General features: G+C 23.2%; 26 protein-coding genes and 1 pseudogene. 6 read left to right on the top strand and 21 right to left on the bottom strand.

Translation table 4 applies throughout. The features are described 5' to 3' along the window. Positions 1-16 precede the first annotated feature (16 nt). Together AACL11_RS08970 and AACL11_RS08975 are read right to left on the bottom strand one after the other, a co-directional pair. Entirely contained in the window at positions 17-1,390 is a 1,374-nt protein-coding gene (locus tag AACL11_RS08970) for a hypothetical protein (RefSeq protein ID WP_338987511.1), read from the bottom strand. Between the two features lie 77 nt (positions 1,391-1,467). Next, positions 1,468-1,602, bottom strand: a pseudogene (locus AACL11_RS08975) (transposase); the annotation flags it as partial. Positions 1,603-1,683: 81 nt separating this feature from the next. Here AACL11_RS08975 and AACL11_RS08980 point away from each other — a divergent pair. Beyond that, positions 1,684-2,697 (top strand): IS3 family transposase, encoded by a 1,014-nt coding sequence (locus AACL11_RS08980; protein WP_338986622.1) that lies wholly within the window; start codon positions 1,684-1,686, stop codon positions 2,695-2,697. A gap of 6 nt (positions 2,698-2,703) precedes the next feature. On the opposite strand, the gene AACL11_RS08985 is transcribed toward AACL11_RS08980, so the two are convergent. The 9 genes from AACL11_RS08985 to AACL11_RS09025 form a co-directional block, all read right to left on the bottom strand. Further along, positions 2,704-3,264 carry a hypothetical protein gene (locus AACL11_RS08985; RefSeq protein WP_338987513.1) on the bottom strand — a complete coding sequence of 187 codons (561 nt, stop codon included), beginning with the start codon at positions 3,262-3,264 and terminating at the stop codon, positions 2,704-2,706. 171 nt (positions 3,265-3,435) lie between these two features. Then, positions 3,436-4,098: a thiamine diphosphokinase gene (locus AACL11_RS08990; protein WP_338987515.1), complete on the bottom strand. Its 663-nt coding sequence runs from the start codon at positions 4,096-4,098 to the stop codon at positions 3,436-3,438. Next, entirely contained in the window at positions 4,088-4,774 is a 687-nt protein-coding gene (locus AACL11_RS08995; RefSeq protein ID WP_338987516.1) for a ribulose-phosphate 3-epimerase, read from the bottom strand. Before AACL11_RS08995 ends, AACL11_RS08990 begins: the two co-directional genes overlap by 11 nt. Positions 4,775-4,787: 13 nt before the next feature. Next, complete coding sequence (gene rsgA, locus AACL11_RS09000) at positions 4,788-5,669, bottom strand: ribosome small subunit-dependent GTPase A (protein WP_174481522.1); 882 nt, start codon at positions 5,667-5,669, stop codon at positions 4,788-4,790. A gap of 12 nt (positions 5,670-5,681) precedes the next feature. Then, on the bottom strand, positions 5,682-6,653 hold the full coding sequence (locus AACL11_RS09005) for a serine/threonine-protein kinase (RefSeq protein ID WP_338987518.1): 972 nt from the start codon (positions 6,651-6,653) through the stop codon (positions 5,682-5,684). A gap of 84 nt (positions 6,654-6,737) precedes the next feature. Next, positions 6,738-7,487: a protein phosphatase 2C domain-containing protein gene (locus tag AACL11_RS09010; RefSeq protein ID WP_252319575.1), complete on the bottom strand. Its 750-nt coding sequence runs from the start codon at positions 7,485-7,487 to the stop codon at positions 6,738-6,740. Positions 7,488-7,498: 11 nt separating this feature from the next. Beyond that, positions 7,499-8,782, bottom strand: a complete 1,284-nt coding sequence (locus AACL11_RS09015) for a methyltransferase domain-containing protein (protein WP_338987520.1) — start codon at positions 8,780-8,782, stop codon at positions 7,499-7,501. Positions 8,783-8,936: 154 nt separating this feature from the next. Next, complete coding sequence (locus tag AACL11_RS09020; RefSeq protein WP_252319585.1) at positions 8,937-9,305, bottom strand: SemiSWEET family sugar transporter; 369 nt, start codon at positions 9,303-9,305, stop codon at positions 8,937-8,939. A gap of 5 nt (positions 9,306-9,310) precedes the next feature. Beyond that, entirely contained in the window at positions 9,311-9,658 is a 348-nt protein-coding gene (locus AACL11_RS09025; RefSeq protein WP_174481527.1) for a SemiSWEET family sugar transporter, read from the bottom strand. Positions 9,659-10,291: 633 nt separating this feature from the next. Here AACL11_RS09025 and AACL11_RS09030 point away from each other — a divergent pair. Further along, positions 10,292-10,534, top strand: coding sequence for a hypothetical protein (locus AACL11_RS09030; RefSeq protein WP_252319594.1), 243 nt, complete (start codon positions 10,292-10,294; stop codon positions 10,532-10,534). Between the two features lie 342 nt (positions 10,535-10,876). Here AACL11_RS09030 and AACL11_RS09035 read toward each other — a convergent pair whose 3' ends face one another. From AACL11_RS09035 to AACL11_RS09055, 6 genes are all read right to left on the bottom strand, one after another. After that, positions 10,877-11,740, bottom strand: coding sequence for a DegV family protein (locus AACL11_RS09035; RefSeq protein WP_252319596.1), 864 nt, complete (start codon positions 11,738-11,740; stop codon positions 10,877-10,879). A 171-nt stretch (positions 11,741-11,911) separates the two neighbouring features. Continuing rightward, positions 11,912-12,127: a single-stranded DNA-binding protein gene (locus AACL11_RS09040; protein WP_338987524.1), complete on the bottom strand. Its 216-nt coding sequence runs from the start codon at positions 12,125-12,127 to the stop codon at positions 11,912-11,914. Positions 12,128-12,265: 138 nt separating this feature from the next. Next, a complete protein-coding gene (locus tag AACL11_RS09045; protein ID WP_338987525.1) occupies positions 12,266-13,000 on the bottom strand; it encodes a UPF0236 family transposase-like protein in 735 nt (244 codons plus the stop codon). Then, complete coding sequence (locus tag AACL11_RS10570; RefSeq protein ID WP_422397955.1) at positions 12,960-13,301, bottom strand: UPF0236 family transposase-like protein; 342 nt, start codon at positions 13,299-13,301, stop codon at positions 12,960-12,962. The genes AACL11_RS09045 and AACL11_RS10570 overlap by 41 nt, the downstream gene beginning before the upstream one ends. Continuing rightward, on the bottom strand, positions 13,262-13,402 hold the full coding sequence (locus AACL11_RS09050) for a hypothetical protein (RefSeq protein WP_338987526.1): 141 nt from the start codon (positions 13,400-13,402) through the stop codon (positions 13,262-13,264). The genes AACL11_RS10570 and AACL11_RS09050 overlap by 40 nt, the downstream gene beginning before the upstream one ends. 39 nt (positions 13,403-13,441) lie before the next feature. After that, positions 13,442-14,231, bottom strand: a protein-coding gene (locus tag AACL11_RS09055) for an IS5 family transposase (protein WP_281747819.1) whose coding sequence is annotated in 2 segments (ribosomal slippage) — positions 13,442-13,969 and positions 13,971-14,231 — 789 coding nt in all. Because the reading frame shifts where the segments join, the coding sequence is not laid out codon by codon here. A gap of 310 nt (positions 14,232-14,541) precedes the next feature. On the opposite strand from AACL11_RS09055, the gene AACL11_RS09060 reads away from it, so the two are divergent. Beyond that, complete coding sequence (locus AACL11_RS09060) at positions 14,542-15,555, top strand: IS3 family transposase (RefSeq protein ID WP_338986622.1); 1,014 nt, start codon at positions 14,542-14,544, stop codon at positions 15,553-15,555. A 6-nt stretch (positions 15,556-15,561) separates the two neighbouring features. Here the strand turns inward: AACL11_RS09060 and AACL11_RS09065 are convergent, their stop codons facing one another. Continuing rightward, on the bottom strand, positions 15,562-15,771 hold the full coding sequence (locus AACL11_RS09065) for a hypothetical protein (protein WP_338987527.1): 210 nt from the start codon (positions 15,769-15,771) through the stop codon (positions 15,562-15,564). 120 nt (positions 15,772-15,891) lie between these two features. Then, positions 15,892-16,080, bottom strand: coding sequence for a hypothetical protein (locus AACL11_RS09070; RefSeq protein WP_338957506.1), 189 nt, complete (start codon positions 16,078-16,080; stop codon positions 15,892-15,894). Positions 16,081-16,298: 218 nt separating this feature from the next. Here AACL11_RS09070 and AACL11_RS09075 point away from each other — a divergent pair, with 218 nt between their 5' ends. The 3 genes from AACL11_RS09075 to AACL11_RS09085 all read left to right on the top strand — a co-directional run bounded on the left by AACL11_RS09075 (position 16,299) and on the right by AACL11_RS09085 (position 18,172). Then, positions 16,299-16,658 (top strand): helix-turn-helix domain-containing protein, encoded by a 360-nt coding sequence (locus AACL11_RS09075; RefSeq protein ID WP_338973555.1) that lies wholly within the window; start codon positions 16,299-16,301, stop codon positions 16,656-16,658. A 28-nt stretch (positions 16,659-16,686) separates the two neighbouring features. Further along, positions 16,687-17,187: an IS630 family transposase gene (locus AACL11_RS09080; RefSeq protein WP_338988468.1), complete on the top strand. Its 501-nt coding sequence runs from the start codon at positions 16,687-16,689 to the stop codon at positions 17,185-17,187. A gap of 130 nt (positions 17,188-17,317) precedes the next feature. Continuing rightward, positions 17,318-18,172: a DUF1295 domain-containing protein gene (locus AACL11_RS09085; protein WP_338987529.1), complete on the top strand. Its 855-nt coding sequence runs from the start codon at positions 17,318-17,320 to the stop codon at positions 18,170-18,172. A gap of 34 nt (positions 18,173-18,206) precedes the next feature. Here the strand turns inward: AACL11_RS09085 and AACL11_RS09090 are convergent, their stop codons facing one another. Then, the gene (locus AACL11_RS09090) at positions 18,207-19,328 is read right to left on the bottom strand and encodes a DnaJ C-terminal domain-containing protein (RefSeq protein ID WP_338987531.1); all 1,122 of its coding nucleotides are present in this window, start codon (positions 19,326-19,328) and stop codon (positions 18,207-18,209) included. A gap of 20 nt (positions 19,329-19,348) precedes the next feature. Beyond that, the gene (gene dnaK / locus AACL11_RS09095) at positions 19,349-21,196 is read right to left on the bottom strand and encodes a molecular chaperone DnaK (protein WP_338987533.1); all 1,848 of its coding nucleotides are present in this window, start codon (positions 21,194-21,196) and stop codon (positions 19,349-19,351) included.

A 21,196-nucleotide genomic window follows, 5' to 3' on the forward strand; every position in this document is an offset into this window, starting at 1 on the left:
ATTATTATATAACATTTTACCTTGCATTTAAAATTATTTTATAAATACTTGCTAATTCTTGATTTGTATATATTTTAGCATAAGAATTTTCACCAAAATCTATAATAGTTTCTACATGACTTTTACAAGGTGTAACAAAAATATTAATTTTTCAATTTAAATTATCGTTTGAATTGCTTAATATATCAAATCCAATTGGATTATTATTACTAATTTTTGATTCAGTACCAGCAATTAATGTGAATTCATAAGTTACTAAATTATATTGTGATTTATTACCTTGATAATAAGCATAAGCATATCCAGCAGAATGGTTACCAATTTTACCTTTTTCAAAATGTTTCTTTTTCTCAATATTAGGTATTGATTTTGAAAATATTAAATCATTTAAATTAATTTCAATTGAACTATTTAATTCTTTTGCTGGATTAAAACTTTCTTTAGTATTATAACCACCACCATGTTTATCACTTAAAGAGTTTACATTATAATTATAATAAATAGTTACTGATTTATAAAATCTTTTTAAATCATTAAAAGTGTTAATTAATAATGTAGGGTCTAATTTTGATTTAATATCAATATCAATATTTTTAGAAATAGGACTATTATTATTAAATCATTCATCAGTGTTATCGGTAATAGAATTGTTAGGAGTTGTTACTAATGGTATATCTTTATAAGATAATTCTGCTTTTAAATTTGGATTAATAATTATTGATTTTGCTATATTTTGAGGACTTGGTGGTAATATATTTGCTGGATAACTAAATGTAGTTTCTTCACTTTCTTCATATTCATCATGATTTAATTTATATTGTGTTGTTCAATTAAAAGTATTTCCAGTTAAAGCACCATTATTATATCTATATTGTGCAACTGATATTTCATTATAATCACCTTGATAAGTATAAGGATTATCACTATAAAATGTATGTCTTTCTTCACCTTGATGTAAACTTTGACTTATTATATCAGTAATAATATAAGCATAATTAGAACCATCAGCAATACCATTACTTGTAGGATTTCATTGACATTCAGTATCTTCATTTGTAAAAGGACTTGCTATATCTAAAAACTCTGTATCTTCTGCTAAAATATAAACTTTATTATTTTTCTTTTGTGATAAATCAACTGTTGATATTTGTTCTTTTACAGTTAATTTCTTACCAGTAGTAGGGTCTCATGGATATACTGATACTCTATCACTTAATTTCATAGTCATAGCAGTTGTACTAACATGTGAACCTAACATTTTACCTAATGCAAATTCACTTGAATTACTAAATACATTTAAAGGTATAAATCAATTATTATCATTATTACCAATAATACTTGATAAATTTGAAGCAAAAAAAGCAGACATAAATCCATTAAAAAATGCCATTTTTTTATATTGTTGATAATTTTGAGTTTTAATTCAACCAATTGGAATACCTAAAGTTAAAGCATTTAAGAACCTGTTTAGAATCTTTTTAATAAAATTGAAATAAAGGAAAGAACAACCATTTGTAAACTAGTATTTAGTTTTCTTTCACAATTTTTTCATAATCTTCTGCATTTTTCTAATCATGCAAAGCTTCGTTCTACAACTCATCTTGGATGGGGCCACTTAGCCCTTTTTACTAGACCATTAATTTAAAAAATCTGAATGTATTCTAAAAACAATTGTGTTATATAATGAACACTAATTTTGACCTGAAAGGATTTTTATTAATGGATAAAATTAAACAAATAGCATTAATAATTAACAAATTAAATATCAAAGAAAAAATTAAAATTATCGATGATTGCAAAAATCAATATTCAATTAGAAACTTATGTCAATATCTTCAATTAAACAGATCAACATATTACTTTTTAAAAAATAAACAAAAACTTATTAAAAAAGAAAAAAATCATATTATTAATTGCAATCATAAATATCAAGAATTATGCCAACTTTTAATCGAATTTCATTCTACAAGAAAAGGTAGAATTTATGGATATTTAAGAATTTTTTCAGCTTTTAAAGAGTGATTAAAACAAGAGAAAAATATCATTTTAAATATAGAATTATCAACAAAACAAATGCGAAAAATTATGAAAAAACACAATATTCAAGGATTAAAACAAACTAAAAATAACTATCCTAAAAACAAAAAAAATCCAAATAAGTGAATACCTACAATGGATAAAGTAAACAAAGATTACAAAAGTACAACCGCTTCAAATCAAATTTGATCAATGGATACTAAACAAATAAACACCAAAGAAGGTTGACTATATCTTTTTGTAATTATTGATTTTTATTCAAATAATGTTGTTAGTTATAATACATTTTCAAATAAATCATATCAAGATTTAATTCTTCCTGCACTTGAAAAAATAAACAACCAATTTTCTTGAAATCAAATAAAAAACGTTATTTTACATTCAGATAACGCCAACGAATTTTATTGTCAAGAAATTACAAAATGAGCAAAAAACAAACAAATAATTTTAAGCAAAAAACAACCATATGATATTGGCGGTAATGTCATATCTGAAAATTGATTTTCACATTTATCTCAAGAATGATTGCCTAAAGACTCAAATCAATATTTAACAATCAATGAAGCTATTAATGATGTAAATCAATATGTTATGTTTTATAATTATGAAAGAATACATTCTAAATTTTTAAAACCACCAATATTACAAATAAAAATTTAGAAATATCTATCAAAATATGGTCCAGTAATTAGGGCTAACCACCGCTTCTTTTAGTATTTTTAAATCATGTATTTTTTCTTGCATTTCTTTAAAAATTTCATTAATGTCTGAACTATCATATAGTGTTAAATCATCTAAACTTTTAGAACTATCTCTATGCTTTATTTCAACTTCTAAATCAGTTTGTGAACCTAATACAAATAATTTATCTTCTGAAGTAGTTAAAACATTACTTAAATCATATTTATATATATTTTTAAAATCTATTGCCAATGTTCCCTTATTTGCTTGTGCTTCTAAAAAACTAATAGTTACAGTAAACAAAGATAAAATTGGCATTATTGCTTTATCAGAATATTTTTTAGTACTTTTTCCGCAATTATCTTGAAGATATTTAAGATTTTTAATAACATTAGGAATATCTGCAACCAAAGATATACCTTTTAATTCTTCAATAATTCTTTTAAAATAAGGAATTTGAGTATTATGTTGTTTTTGATATCTTAACTTTATACTTTCAAGTTTTTTTATTAACTCTGTTGCAGATGACAGTTTTTCTTTTACCATTTTTTAATTTCTCCTCTTTTAAAAAATAAAAAAACCCATTTATTTTTAATAAAAATAAGGGTTAGAAAACTTATATTAAGTTTATGATTTTTATTATACTATCTTTTTTTTAAGATTTTATTAATATACTTTTGTCATAAAATAATAATTAGTTTTTCTAAATTTTAAAAATTATTTATGTAAAAAAACTAAACATTTTCCTTTTTTAATAATTAGTTTTGGTCTTTCTTCTTTGTTAAATTCATTACTAATAGTTTGCGTACTATTATTAGTAACAGTAATATCTTGATTTGGATAAAACTTACAACCACTAAAGTTATAAATTACTTCTTCATTGTCTAAACTAAAAAAAGAAATATATTTATATGTTAATTGTCAATTGTAAAAAATATATTCTGATTTTGCTTTTAGTAAAAAACAATAATTATTTTCACCTAATAAAATTGGGTTAAAACATTCATATTTTTTTAATATATTAATACTAGCAAGTAACATATCCCAACGTATTCCATCACTTACTATCACTATTTGTTGAAAATTAATTTTTTTGGAAATTGCAGTAACTATCGCAAGTTCACTATCAATAAAATCTTTTTCTTTATTAAAAGTAATAATTTCAAAATTATGTATTTTACTTTGATCATTTAAAATCTTTAACTGTTGTTTATTAATGGTATCATTATCACCACAAATAAACTTAATTGGTTTTTTATATTTTAATAATGATAAAACACCAGTTTCAACACCAATAAAAATTGGATTAATAAATTGTTCTCAATTTAAATTATAATCACGACAAACAATTACTAATTGTTTAATATCACTATTTTTCATAATTTGTTAACATCGCAACTTGTTTTTTTACTGAATTATCACTATTTAATAAATAACTACCCGCTACTAGGTAATTAGCACCAGCAGCAATACAATCATTTGCTGTTAAATTATTAATGCCACCATCAACAGCAATTGTAATATTTGGAAAATTATTATCGATATGTTTTACTAACATTTTAATTTTATTAATAGTTAAATCTAAAAAACGTTGTCCACCCGCACCTGGTTGCACACTCATAATTAAAATTGTATCAAGATCTTTCAAATAATCATAAATTTTTGAAATTGGTGTATCAGGATTAATGGCAATTCCTTTTTTAAAACCAGGGTTTTTTCACTGCAGAAATTCTTTTAATTGTTCTTCTGTTAATGCTTCATAATGCAAATTAATATTTTTAACTTGCGGTAAAATTATAAATGGTTTTAAATAATCACATACTTTTGATGTTGTTATCTTTACCATCATATGACAATCAATATTGATATTAGAACTAAATTTACATACATCACTTAATATTTTTGCACCAAAACTTAAATTTTCAACAAAATGATGATCCATAACATCAAAATGAATTCAATTAATTCCTGCATTTTGTAAATTTAATAAATCATCTTTTAAAGATAGAAAGTTAGCAGTTAAAATGCTAGCGGCAATTGTTACTTCTTTTTTCATATATTACCATCCTTTATTTTAAATTATTAATTTTATTGAATTCTATTAAAATTTTACAATAATCTTCATAAAAAAAACTAGAAATTATTTTATTTGCAACTGCTTTTTTAATTGCACATTCTGGTTCTTGCTGATGTAAGCAAGTACGAAACTTACAATTTTGTCAAATATTAGTAAAACTAGGAAAATTAGTAGCAATATCAATACTACTTAGACCTTGTAACTGAAAGACCGAAAAACCAGGTGTATCTGCAATAATACCATCATGTAAAAAATAAAGGCGAGTTTTAGTTGTGGTATGTTTACCACGATTTAAACTTGTAGAAATATCCTGTGTTCATAATTTTAAATTATTATCCAAACTATTTAAAGTTGAACTCTTTCCCACTCCTGAAGTACCTGTTAATATTGATAACTTGTTTGTAAAAACTTTTTTTAAATCTTCAATACCATTTTTTTTAACATTTGAAATAAAAATTGTTGGTAAATTTAAATTCTGATATGCTTTAACTTTTGTTCAAACTTCATTATCTTTAGTTACCAAATCAATTTTTGTAAATATTAAAATTATTTTTAAATGATAATAATTAAAAATAGTTAATAATTTATTTAATAGAAAACTACTAAGAAAAGGATTAACAAGAGAACTAACAATTAATACTTGATCAACATTAGCAATGCTTGGTCGATATAGTTCATTAAATCGAGGTAAAATTGATTCAACCAAAGGATTTTTATCATCTTTAAAATTAACTTTAACATAATCACCAACTAAAATTTTTGCTGTTTGAAATTTTAAATTTCCTTTGATTAAACAAGAAAAAATTTGATTTTCAATTCTTACTTCAACAAAGTTATTTGCAACTCCAATAACTATTCCTTGTTTAAAATTCATAGTGTCCTCCAATTAATATAAAATTAATATGCTTATAATAACACCAATAAGTAATAATATAATTAAAATTAAAAATAATAAAAATTCTTTTTTTAAATAAAATGGTTTTTTTAATTTTTGTGAATTTAAGTAATTTTTCTTAAATAACATATTATTTTTATTTTCCGTTTTTAAACAACAATCTAAATCATTACTCAATTCACTAATTGTCCGATAGCGATCATTAATATTCTTAGCAGTTGCCTTCAAAATAATATTTTCTAAACTTTGTGGAATATTCTTATTAATTTCATGAATTAATGGCATTGGTTCTTTAATATGTTTAGCGGCTAATATTTGTGGATTTTTATGAAAAAAAGGTGGTTTACCAACTAATAATTCATATAATATAATACCCAAAGCATAAATATCACTTTGAATTGTTGGTTTTTGAAATTTTACTACTTCTGGAGCAATATATTTCATTGTTCCTACAACTTGATTAGCATGTTTTTTAACTTCATAATCATCAATAACAGCAATACCAAAGTCTAAAACTTTAATTGCTCCACTACTAGTTAAAATAATATTTTCAGGTTTTAAATCACGATGAATAATATTGACTGAATGACACGCATTAACCCCTTTTAAAATTTCTTTCATAATAACTATAACTTCATTAACTGATAAAACCGAATAATTACTTAAATATTCTTTTAATGTTTTACCTTCTAATAATTCAAAAACTAAGCATCAATCTTTCTTATCAATAAAAACATCATATACCAAAATAACATTGGGATGTCTAACTCTAGATACTGCTCTAATTTCTTGCAAAAATCGTTCTTTTATTAAGTCATCTAGCGGTGAAATTGGATTAATTACTTTTAAAGCAACTTGCCGATTTAAATATTTATCTTGTGCTTCATAAACTTTAGCCATACCACCCGAACCAATAATTTTTAAAATATGATAACGATTATTCAATAATTTATTTATTTCCATTAGTTTCACCATTACTTTTAAATTTATTTTTTAAAAATTACTAACTTATTTATAATTTATATTTTACACAAAAATATCAAAAGACTAAAATTTTATTTCCATTAATAATGCAGTAACATTATCAGTTGAAACATTAAGTAATGCTTGCTTAATTAATAATTTAACTTTATTATTAATATTTCCATTTTTTTCTAAAATATTAACTATTTCATATTCTTCTAAAAAATCATGAACACCATCACTAGTTAAAAGAAAATATGATGGAATTATTAATGGTAAATGAAAAATATCGGTTTTTAATGGCTTACGTGGACCAAGAGCACTAGTCAATGCCTTTCAATAAGTGTGATTTAAATCAACACTTGATTCTTTAGTTGTATTTTTTTGTAAATATAAATTTAAAATATTATGGTCAACTGTTAACTGTTTTAATCCTTGTTCACTATATTGATAAATACGTGAATCACCAATATTTACTAAATAAGCTTTGTTATTAGTAATTAAAATTATTACCATAGTTGTTCCCATATCAAGCGCTTGTTCATTACTTAAACTAAAATTATTCATTTCAATTTGAATAATTTCTATCTTTTCTTGTAATCATGCATGAATTTGTTTATCATGTTTTAATTTAGTAAAATCTGTTGTTTCAAAAAATTTTTTTAACATACTAACAGCCATATTACTGGCCACTTCACCACATTTATGACCACCCAATCCATCACAAACAACACCAATAACTTGTCCAGTGTTATTTGTTAAATATAAAACGGCATCTTGATTATTTGTACGATAATTACCAACATCTGTTTTATAACTAGCATTTATTTTCATAAACTGTCCCCCTATATTCCTTTTTTTAATTTACAAATATAAAATCCATCAGTTTTTTTATTAAAACCAAAAAATTGTTTTTCTGCAATGATTGTCATATCTGGGTGATTTTTAACAAAATTCTCAATTTGATTTTGATTTTCTTTAATATTGAAAGTACAAGTAACATACACAACTATCGCTTCAGGTTTTAAAAGTTGATAAGCCTTATTTAATAATTTTGCTTGAACAGTAATTAACTGATTAATTTCTTCTTTACTTCAATTGATAAGTTTAACTTCTGGTTTTCTTTTAATTAAACCTCAAGCAGTACTAGGAGCATCAATTAAAATTTTGTCAAATTTATTATTAAAATCTAATATTGTAGAATCACCATATTTAAGTTCAGTATTTGTTACGCCTAATTTTTTCAAATAAGTAGCACCAATTTTTAATCGTTCTTCATTTATATCACAAGCAACTATCTTACCGTGATTAGACATTAAAGCTGCCATATGGGCTGTTTTACTAGCAATTCCTGCACACATATCTAATACTTCATCATATGGTTGTGGATCTAAAATATGACTAACTAGCATACTTGCTTGATCTTGTTTAATAATTTCACCATTTTCATATAATTTTGTGTTAAAAATTGACTTTGAACTAATAATACCATCAGATACTATCTCGCTTAAACAAAAGTTAAAAGATTTATAATTTTCATTGTTTAACACTTTATTAACAGTAGTTTTTAATGTATTAACTCTAAAACTAATTAATGGCATTCTTAAGTTATCTTTTATCAATTGATTTGCAATATTAATACTAAATTGTGATTTTATTAAAGAGTATAATCAACTAGGATAACTATATTTAATTAATTTAATATTTTGTTTACTTTCTTTTTGTAAGTTAAATTCTGATCTAAATTCAGTAAAACATAAATCTAATACTTTAGAAATAATAAATGTTAGTTTATTATCAATGGTGCTTACTTTTTTTAAAGTATTTTCAATGAAGATTTCTTTATTAGTAATTTCTAAAAAATAGATTTCATATAAAACTATTCATAATAAAATAGTTATGTGAAAAGGAATAGTAATTACTGATTTCAAAACATTTCATATTTGATTTAATATATAATCTAAATAAATTTGATTTTTTAAGGTTCCTAGTACTATCTTTTCAATTGCTTCTTTTTCTGATAATGTTAGATTTTTATCTTGCATCATTTGTGCTAATAAAACATTACAATGACCTTTTTCTAGGATTACTTGTACTAGAATTTTATAAACATCATTTTGAATTATCATTATTTAACCCCACAGAATTTTTAATTATACATATATTATAACTTAAATTATATTTTTAATTTTGATAAGTATTTTACTACTATAACTATTAAAAAATGCATCATTACAATGCATTTTTAGTAATAAATTATTATTTTTAATAAAAAATAAACTATTAAAAGTCACTCTTTATATTTACTTTACCTTTTCATTTTTTACAATCTTCACCATATTTATACATATTATTAATTTTAATACCAAGAATAATTCCTGATCATATTGCACAAGGTGTATTAGCACAAATTATAACTAAATCTTTCATTAAAATTGTTGATTCAGATCCACCATGATATGATAAATGAATAATGCCCCATAATACTCATAAACTGTTAGCTGTTGTATAAAGAATAAATGTAAGTAAAGAAATACCATCTGTTTTTTTAGTTTTTATTGTTTTTAAAGACTGTGGACAAAATGCTATAACAGCAATAAGTGCTCCAATAATCCCTATTATAGTAATAATTCATCATTCAGTATTTGCCATTATTTTTATTCCTCCAAAGTTTTAGCATTTTCGCCCAACGTTTTCATATTTTTTACTTTAACATAAATAATACAATTAGTTGCAGTCATTGTTACTGTATACGGTATTATTAAGGTAGAACCTCAAATTGCAATTTCAAGAGTATCAGCACCTTCTGGTCACATTACTGGTAATGTTACTGAAAGTATTCCAAATATCAAGAAAAAAAGATTAGCAATATTATAAATAATATAAGTTGATAAGATTATATGTTTAGTTTCCTTAGTTTTTATTGTTTTTATTGCTTGTGGAATAAATGTTATAATAGACAATATTCCGGCTAAATAACCTATAATTCCAATAAAAGTTTGCATTTTCATCCTCCATTAAATTTTAAAAATATCTTAGTAGTTTTTTTAAAACTATTAATATACTTATTTCTTGTTTTATTAACAATAACATTATTTTACTTTTAATCATTTAAAATAGAAAGTGTTTAGTTAATATTTTTTCAAATAAATCTAAAAAAATGAAAAATAATTTATAATAAAAAAATAAAAAACCACTAAAATAGTAAAAATTTATTTAAAATAAAATAATAAATTTAAAAAATATTAGTTAAAAATTAAATAAAATTTTAATTTTAATTTTACAATAAAAAATTCGCCTTTTTATAAAAAAGTGAATTTTTTATTGTATATTCATTTTTTCAATTATAGACTTAAATTAAGATTTACTTAGAATTCAAAAATAAACAATAAATAATAATTTTTCAATTAAAACTATATTCTATAAAAAAATAATTTGTTATCAATTTATGTTATTAACAATATTTTTAATATTGTCATAAATTTAACTTATCATTTTATTTTTTATAAATTTACAAACTAATTTAATGTTCTTACACCATTTCATATTTTTTTAAAATCCTAAATATTATAAATATAATCTATGTTCTAAGTAAATCTTAAATTATGGGAATATATAAAAAAGTATTGGAGTTAAAAATGAAAAAAAATAATTTTATTTATGCGAGATATGATAAAGAAGATAACTGTTTAGATGTTTATGACACTATGGAAGAAGCAATATTAAAAGTTTACCACATTGATAAAACTAATAAAAAACGCTATTATCAAGCCTATAATAATATTTGTCGTTCTTATCAAAAATATAAAAATAATTTTGGAAATGTTGTTTGTTATGAAGGTTTTTGATTTAAAATACCACTAAATGAAAATGGCTATTAAAATTAAAAAAATAAAATAGTTATACTATGAAATGGTTAAGGATACTTAATAAAAATATTTTTTAATTTTATAGTTAAAACTCAATAAATTAAAAAACCATTACTTTGATTTATAAATATTTATTTTATTAAATTTTTTCAATTATTTCTTTAGTTTAAAACTTTAATTATTAATAAGAATTTAAATCATAATATTTAATATTTTATTATTTATAAGTTGAAAAAATCTGAATGTTAGTAAACTAAATTAACCTTTACTAACATTCTTTTTTAGATTTAAAGTTTTTTATATATTTTCTAAAAAACAGAATACTTAATCATTTTTTATAAAACTACTTTTTTATTAGACTTCTTTTACTCATTGATTAGGTACTACTGAAAAACCAATAGTATTATTACCAGTATGTGTTTTTAAAATATTACATAATGGTTCAACTTTATATTTGGTAAATCCTCTATTTTTTACTTTTTTAATTGCTTCATCAATAATATCTTTTCTACATCAACCATCAATAATATATATTGTTTCTTTAGTAACGTCTTTAATTTTAGTAATAATATCTAACATTTCTTCCATAGCTTTACTTAAGGTTCTAACTCTACCAATATTATCAATTGTTTCTTTACATCTTAAAATTGGTTTAAAACGTAAAAAATTACCAATTCTTGCTTTACTCATTGGTAATCTACCACCACGAGCCAAAAATTTTAAATCATTAGGAGCAATATAAGATTCATAAGTTTTACGAAATTTATTTAAAATTCCTAAAATTTCAGGAATTTTTTTTCCATTTTTAACAAGAGTAAAAGCAATTAAAACCATAAATTTTAAAGGTATTGAAGCAGCACCTGTTTCTAAAATATGAACTTTATTTTTATATTTTTCTTCTTTTTGTAAAACTTGTGAACTTGCATATTGTCCTGAAGCATTATTAGCAATTGGTAAAAATAAAATTTGATCATATTTACTTAAAGCATTATCTCAATATTGTTCAAGTTTACCACGACTAGTTTGACTAGTTTTTAAAATACAGTGTTCATCAATCATCTTTTTACGAATTGTTTCGCTATCAATATCAATGTTATTATCATCATAAGCATTTTCTCCTTCAATAATATTTAAAGGAATAATTATTATTTCAGGATATTTTTTCATATCTTCAACGGTAAAACCAGTAGCTGAATCACTTACAATTCCAATTTTCATTTTGTTTGCTCCTAACCTTTTATACTAATAAATTATAGTAAAATTATAACAAATTTATTTTACTATATATCGTTTTAATTTGAAAAAATATAAAGTGACTATAAACTTATTAGTAGTAAAAATAAAAATGGTCTTAATTATTGAGTAATTAAGACCATTTTTTAATTACTTTTAAGTTAAATAAATAATACGATCAGCAATAATTTCTGTATAGTAAAAATCATTAGCTTTATTAGCAAATGTTTGAATTCTACCTTTAATACCAATAATTGCATTCTTTTTTAATAGTGTTTTTAATTCCTCTGTATTAGCTATTCAAGTTTTAATAGTGATAAAATCAATTTCAAATTGATTTTGACGATTTTTAAAAGGTCTTTCAACAGCCATTATAAACTAGCCGTATCCCAGATATGACTAGATTTTAAACTAAAAAGAAATAAAATTTAGTAAAATCTATATTTATATAATAATTATAGCACTATATAAATAATATGCAATAATAAATAAAAAAAAATTTATTATTTTTTATTTATTATTATATAAATCTGCTTTCATATATATCATATTTACAAAATGATTATAAGAAAATATTCTTGCTCCTCCACAGTTTGATTTAATAAAATGAAAAACATCACTTTCAGCAGAACCACCAATATTAAATTCTGACTTTTGATTTTCAATTCCCTCTCTAATATTTTGAAAATATTTCAACATATTATCACTAATATTATTATCAATTAATAATAATATTAAATCTAAATAATTACCATTTTTAACAAATTCAATTGCTTTAAAATATTCTTTAATTTTTTTTGATTTTAAATTCTTATCTTTAATATTTTTATTTTTTACTAAAAATAATTTAGAAAGAGTTTTATAAATGTGAAATTTATCATTAATAAAAGTAGCATTTAATTTTTTAGATAATCCTCTAATTCAATCCGCGCCATCACCATTTATTATTAATTTAGGAAATATTTCAAATTCATAAAAATCATTAATTTTTTTAATAATAAAATTAGCCATATCTTTTTGTTTAATAACAATTCTTACATTTGAAATCAAATATGTAAATCTTTTATTTAATAATTTATTTCTTTTTTTAATTTTATCTCAACCAAGACCAGTATTAAATGTAATAACTCTTATTTTAAATTTTTCTTTTTTATTATTAACTTTTAAATTTTTATAGCAATCATCTATATTTATTTGTAAAACATTATCTAATAATTTTATTTTTTTTAACTTTATTATTTCCAAAATAATATTTATTTTCTGAACTTAAAATTCTACTAATAGTAGAATTAGAAATTTTAGATAATGAAAAATCATTTTTAATATTAATAATTGTTTTACCAGTTGTTAATTGTTTATAAATATTTTCTTTTAAACTTTTAGTAACATTTTTATTTTTTTGTAATCCAAAATATTCATCGGTAAAAGAAAATAATTCTCCAGTATATTTTTGTTTATATAATCTTCTTGTAAATATTATTTTTCCATATGGAGTAATTGCTCTTCTTAATCTTCTATTATGAACATAATAGTTAGGTTTATATAATTTTTTTTATAAAAATTTTCATCTCATGATTCAATTTCTTCTTTTAATTTTTTTAAAATTTCTTCATTAGATTTATTAATAAAAATACTATAATCAAACACTATAACAACTCCTTTTTATTAATTATTCTTAGAACCTGTTTAGAATCTTTTTAATAAAATTGAAATAAAGGAAAGAACAACCATTTGTAAACTAGTATTTAGTTTTCTTTCACAATTTTTTCATAATCTTCTGCATTTTTCTAATCATGCAAAGCTTCGTTCTACAACTCATCTTTTTGGTAGTACTACAAAAGAATGTAATTCATTACGTTTTACAACTTCAACATTTGCATTTATGATTGTTTTGATTGCAGAAGCAAATTTTTCACCAGTATAGCCAGCATCTACTATTATTTTTTGAACTGTAGAAAGATTTTCTTTTTCACTTTTAATCATTATGATAGCACTATTACGATCTGTTTTTTCTGCTGTAGTTATGTAAATTGCATGTGGTAAACCTTGCGTATCAACTGCAATATGACGTTTTATTCCTGAAATCTTTTTACCAGCATCATAACCTTTATTTTCAGTAGTATCTGTATTTTTAACACTTTGCGAATCAATTATACAAAAACTAGTTTTTTCTTTTCGATGATTCTTAATACGAATCTTTTTAACTAATTTTTTTTAAAATTAATTGCAATACACTAGGTTCTTTATCATTGTTTTTACTTCAAATTTGGAAATAATAATATACAGTTTGTCATTTTGGAAAATTTTTTGGTAACATTCTTCATTGACAACCACTTTTTAATACATATAAAACTGCACAAAACACTTCATATAAATCTAAATTTCTTGGTTTTGTTTTCTTTTTGCTGTTTTCTAAAGTTGATTTTATGTTCTCAAATTGTTCTTTAGTAACATGACTTGGATAATTTTTATGCATATATACCTCTTATTTTAAAATATATAGTAATTTTACATTATTTTCTAAAAGATTCTAAACAGGTTCTTACTAAATCTCATTAATAAAGTGATTATAGCATTATAAATATTATCATAAAATGATATAATTTATTTATAATATTTATAAATAAGGAGTAATATAATGGCTAAAAATCGTTATGATAAAAAATTAAAATTTATTGGTGATTATCATACAATTATTAATAATTTGGATGGGGCCACTTAGCCCTTTTTACTAGACCATTAATTTAAAAAATCTGAATGTATTCTAAAAACAATTGTGTTATATAATGAACACTAATTTTGACCTGAAAGGATTTTTATTAATGGATAAAATTAAACAAATAGCATTAATAATTAACAAATTAAATATCAAAGAAAAAATTAAAATTATCGATGATTGCAAAAATCAATATTCAATTAGAAACTTATGTCAATATCTTCAATTAAACAGATCAACATATTACTTTTTAAAAAATAAACAAAAACTTATTAAAAAAGAAAAAAATCATATTATTAATTGCAATCATAAATATCAAGAATTATGCCAACTTTTAATCGAATTTCATTCTACAAGAAAAGGTAGAATTTATGGATATTTAAGAATTTTTTCAGCTTTTAAAGAGTGATTAAAACAAGAGAAAAATATCATTTTAAATATAGAATTATCAACAAAACAAATGCGAAAAATTATGAAAAAACACAATATTCAAGGATTAAAACAAACTAAAAATAACTATCCTAAAAACAAAAAAAATCCAAATAAGTGAATACCTACAATGGATAAAGTAAACAAAGATTACAAAAGTACAACCGCTTCAAATCAAATTTGATCAATGGATACTAAACAAATAAACACCAAAGAAGGTTGACTATATCTTTTTGTAATTATTGATTTTTATTCAAATAATGTTGTTAGTTATAATACATTTTCAAATAAATCATATCAAGATTTAATTCTTCCTGCACTTGAAAAAATAAACAACCAATTTTCTTGAAATCAAATAAAAAACGTTATTTTACATTCAGATAACGCCAACGAATTTTATTGTCAAGAAATTACAAAATGAGCAAAAAACAAACAAATAATTTTAAGCAAAAAACAACCATATGATATTGGCGGTAATGTCATATCTGAAAATTGATTTTCACATTTATCTCAAGAATGATTGCCTAAAGACTCAAATCAATATTTAACAATCAATGAAGCTATTAATGATGTAAATCAATATGTTATGTTTTATAATTATGAAAGAATACATTCTAAATTTTTAAAACCACCAATATTACAAATAAAAATTTAGAAATATCTATCAAAATATGGTCCAGTAATTAGGGCTAACCACCGTTGTTATTTGTTTGCCATCTTTGTCAATATAAATTGTGTCTTGTTGAGTTTTATTTTGAATATAGTTAGTTGTAATATCATTTTTTTGTATAGTTGAGTTTAAGAAACTTGTTAAATTTCCTGTGGTTGTTGCAAGTGTTAAAAGACTTACTGCTGTTAATAATGTTTTCATTATGAAAACCCCCTTTTTATTTTTTCCAATAACTTCTTAAATTTAAGAAGTTAACTACATTTTAGTGTTTTTAAAAATAAATGCAATTAACTATTTTTGTATATTTGTATTAATAACAAATTATGAAATACTACAATAACTATTATCTTTGTTTGTTGAATTTTGTTTATTTTGTGTATCATTAGCATTTATTTTATTAACATCTAATTTGTCATTTACTTTTTCTTTTTTAATATTTTTATTTTTTTCTCTTTCTTTTAATAAATCTTGTGTGTAATATATATTAACTATTTCAGTTATTGATGGCATAATTTTAATTCCCCTTTATTTTAAAATTAAAAATTCAATTACTTTAAAACTAAAGTTAATTATAAACTTATATTATGTAAGTTTATAATTGAATTATATAGCTAACGAAAGTAATGTTTACTCATAAATAATGTAAAATAATAATATGTAATTTAAACAATTCTTGCACTTACAAGTATAATTCAGCAATAATTAAAATAGATTAGGAAGATTAAATTATGCCAAAACCATACAGTGAGGACTTACGAAGAAAAGTAATAGAAGTTTATGAAAGTAAAAACATGAAAATTAAAGAAATTTGTAAAGTGTTCAATATCACTAGAAAGACTTTATTTTTATGAAGAAAAAGAAAGCAAAAAACCGGAAATATAAAACCAATTTTGAATTATCAAAAAGGACATAGCCACAAAATAAAGGATTTAGATGAATTAAAAAATTATTTAGCAGAAAATAAAGATGTTACAGTTCAAAAAGTAATTGAAAAATTTGGTGATATGACAAAAGAAACAGTTTATAACTATTTCAAAAAACTAAATTATACATATAAAAAAAACTTTTCTATATGAACAAAGAGATAAAAATAAACAAGAAGATTTTTTAAAAGAAATAGCGAAAATAATGAATGAAGATTTGGTATATATTGATGAATCTGGAATTGATGATAATGAATTTTATAAATATGGTTGGTCTGAAAAAGGTAAAAGATTATTTGATAATAAACCTGCATATAAAATAAAGAGAATGAGTATAATTGGTGCACTAAATAAAGGTAAATTAAAAGCTCTATGAGCATTTGAAGGACATTGCAATAGTAAAATTTTTGAATCATATGTTAAAAATATACTAATTCCAGTATTAAAGTGTGGACAAATTATAGTTTTAGATAATGCGACGTTTCATAAATCTAAAGCAACAAAACAATTAATTGAAAATGCTGGATGCAAACTATTATTTCTTCCACCATATTCTCCTAATTTAAATCCAATTGAACATTTTTGATTTGCTATAAAACATAATATAAGAAAAATATTACCAAATTATTGACCAAATATTAAAAACGCGATTGATTTTGTTTTTCAAGATATGAGTAAACATTACTTTAGTTAGCTATATATTTAAAATATATAATTTAAATATATTTTTGTACAAAATTAAAATTTAAATCTAAGTTATTAAACTTATTTCATTAGTTGTTATAATTGAAATATATTTAATATAATTTAGAGAGGTATTTATTATGGATTTTTATATTATACTTTGAATATTTTTAATATCATTAACTATTAATTTTATTTTCTTTATGATAGCTTTTATTTTTAAAACTGCTATTTTAACTGATATTATTTATTGTTTAAGTTTTATTTATTTAAGTGTGATCATCGTTGCGTGAAAGCAAAATTTTAGTCCTGTCCAAATTTCGTTGTTTGTTCTTTATAATATTTGAGCTCTAAGATTAGGTAGTTTTTTATTATTAAAAATTATTAAACATAAGGTTGAATATCGTTTTGATAAAATTATTATTAATTTTTGAAAATTTAGTATTTTTTCAATTTTACAAGGAATTTCAGTTTTTATGATTAGTATTCCTACGGTTTTTGCATTAAGTCTTGATATTGGTTATTTTAATAGTACATTTAATAATTACTTACTTATTTTTATTATGCTTGCTATTTTATTTTTAGTTATTGAGACAATTGCAGATTGACAAAAGTTTAGATTTTCCTTAAAGAAAAAACATGATTTATTTTTTATTAATTATGGTTTATGAAAAGATTGTCGTCACCCTAATTATTTAGCAGAAATTGGGTTTTGATATATGATGACAGCATTGTTTATTTGTGATTTATTATTTAAAAATATTAATAGTGATATAAATTATTTATTTCATTTATTATGATTATTAAGTCCGTTGTATTTTAATGTTGTAGTAATTAATATTACCGACATACCAATATGAGAAGTAAAACAATGACAAAGGTTCCACTCTAATGAAGATTATTACAAATATTTAAATGAAACTAGTTGTGTAATGTGTTATATTGGTAAAAAAGGTCCAATTAATAAAGTGAAAAAATTAATATATAAAAAATAAGAACATATGTTCTTATTTTTTATATATTAATTTATTAAATTCTTTTTATTGCACTATTAACAAAATCTTCATTTGGATCAAATTTAGTTTCGTTATTAATATTTCATAATTTTTCTTGCTCTGTTTTAGTAACTTTATTAGGCATTTGTATATCAAGAATAACATGTAAATCACCACGTTTACTACTATTAGGGTAATAGAATCCCTGATTTTTTAAAGTAATTTTGTCACCGTATTGTAGTCCTAATGGTAATTTATGTTTAATTATTCCTTCAAAGGTAGGAATCATAATAATATTTCCCAAAATAATATCTAAGTAAGATACTGGTAATTTAATATACATATCACTACCTTGACGATCTAAGAAAGCATGTCGCTTAATATTAATACCAACAAATAAATCGCCTTGAGTGCCACCATTATGACCAATTTTACCTTTACCTTTAATTCTAATTTGTTGACCATCAAAAATACTGCGAGGAATATCAAATTCTAATTTTTGACTTTCAATATAATAGCGATGTCCTTTGCATTTTAAACATTTTTGACGAATAATTTTACCAAGTCCTTGACATTGGTTGCAAACACCTTGATGTCTAAACATACCTAATGGTGATTGTTGAACATATTCAAGAATTCCTTTACCTTTACATTTATCACATGTACTAATATCATTAGGAGTTCTAGCACCAGTTTCTTTACAATCCTTACAAGCAACATCAATGTTAATACTAATGGTCATTTTTTTGCCAAAGAATACATCACGATAACTAATTTCAACTTTTGTTAGGATATTATCACCTGGTGTTTTACCATTATAGCGTTGTTGTTGTCTTCTATTACCACCAAATAAGTCACCAAATAAGTCACCAAATGCCGAACTAAAGTCACCGAAACCACCAAAGCCACCGAAGCCAGAAGAACTACCAACTCCGGGCATATCATGACCAAATTGATCATATTTTGCTCTTTCATTAGTATCAGATAAAACTTGATAAGCTTCACTTATTTCTTTAAATCGAGCTTCATCACCACCACTTGGTGAATCGGGATGATATTTTTTTGCAAGCGTACGAAACGCTTTCTTAATTTCATCTGGAGTAGCATTACGCGAAACTCCTAGAATTTCATAATAATCACGTTTTTTACTTGCCATTTTGTCCACCTCTAATTATTTTATTTAGTTGTTGCGTCAACATCAATAACATCATCACTTTTATTATCATCTTTTTTAATATGATCTGTTGGTTCTTGTTTTTGTTGGTTCATAAATTGTTGTGCAGCAGCAAATGCTTGTTTTAATTGTTCTAGTTTTTCTTTTAAATCATCATATTTTTTTTCATCTAATGATTTTTGTAAGTCATCACGTAGTTTTTTCATTTCAGCAATTTGTGGATTTTCTGCTTCGCCTTCTTTTGCTGATTTAGTAACTTCAGCAGTCATTTTATCAATATCATAAATATAGGCTTGTCCTTGATTAGATAATTCAATTTCTTCTTTATGTTTTTCATCGTTTTCACGATTCTTTTCAGCATCTTGTACCATTTTTTCAATTTCGTCTTTACTTAAAGTACCACTATTGCTAATAGTAATTTTTTGTTCTTTATTAGTTTTTAGATCTTTAGCACTAACAGATACAATACCATTAACATCGATATCAAAAGTAACTTCAATTTGTGGAACACCTCTTGGTGCTGGTTCGATACCACTTAATTGGAAACGACCCAGTGAATGATTATCTTTAGCTAGTGGACGTTCTCCTTGTAAAACACTAATATCAACAGCGGGTTGATTGTCTTCAGCAGTTGAAAAAACTTGTGACTTTTTAGTAGGAACAGTAGTATTACGAGAGATTAATGGCGTCATTACTCCTCCTAAAGTTTCAATACCTAATGATAAAGGAGTTACATCTAATAGTAAAACGTCAGTAACATCACCCGATAATACTCCTCCTTGAATAGCAGCACCCAAAGCTACTACTTCATCAGGGTTAACACCACGATGTGGTTCTTTACCAATTTCGTTTTTAATAACTTCTTGCACAGCTGGGATTCTTGTTGAACCACCAACTAAAATAACTTCATCAATTTCATTTTTGCTTAATTTAGCTTCTTTTAAGGCATCACGAACAGGAGCAATAGTTCTTTCAACTAGTGATTTTGTTAGTTCATTAAATTTGGCACGTGTTAATTTTTCATTTAAATGTAATGGACCTGAGGCATTCATTGAAATAAATGGTAATGAAATATCAGCTTGTACTACTCCTGATAAGTCTTTTTTTGCTTTTTCAGCAGCATCTTTTAAACGTTGCATTGCCATTTTATCTTTTGATAAGTCAACACCATTACTTTTTTTGAATTCACTAACTAAATGTTGAACAATTAAGGCATCAAAGTCGTCACCACCAAGTTTGTTATCACCACTAGTTGATAATACTTCAAATGTTCCACCTGCTAATTCTAGAACTGAAACGTCAAATGTTCCACCACCTAAGTCAAATACTAAAATTTTGTGATCTTTATCTTGTTTGTCTAAACCATAAGCGATGGCAGCAGCAGTTGGTTCGTTAATAATTCTTTCTACTTTTAATCCTGCAATAATTCCTGCATTTTTAGTAGCTTCACGTTGTTCATTGTTAAAGTAAGCAGGAACAGTAATAACTGCTTTTGATATTTTTTTACCTAATTTTGATTCAGCAAAAGTTTTAATAGTGCGTAAAATTTCTGCAGATACTTCTTCTGGTTTACGTGTTTTAGTAGCGGCTTTAACTGTTTCTTTAGTTCCCATAATTCTTTTAATTGAACTAACAGTATTATCTGGATCAGTAATAGCTTGACGTTTAGCAACTTCACCAACCATAATTTGACCATCTTTGTAAGCAACAACTGATGGTGTTGTTCTTCCGCCTTCGGCATTTTCAATAACTTTTGGCTTATCACCTTCCATTACGGCAACACATGAATTAGTTGTTCCTAGATCGATTCCTAAAATGATTTCTTTATTTGTTGTTTTATTTGTAGACAT

Origin of the sequence: Spiroplasma endosymbiont of Dasysyrphus albostriatus (assembly GCF_964019495.1) — a bacterium.
GTDB lineage: Bacteria > Bacillota_I > Bacilli_A > Mycoplasmatales > VBWQ01 > Spiroplasma_E.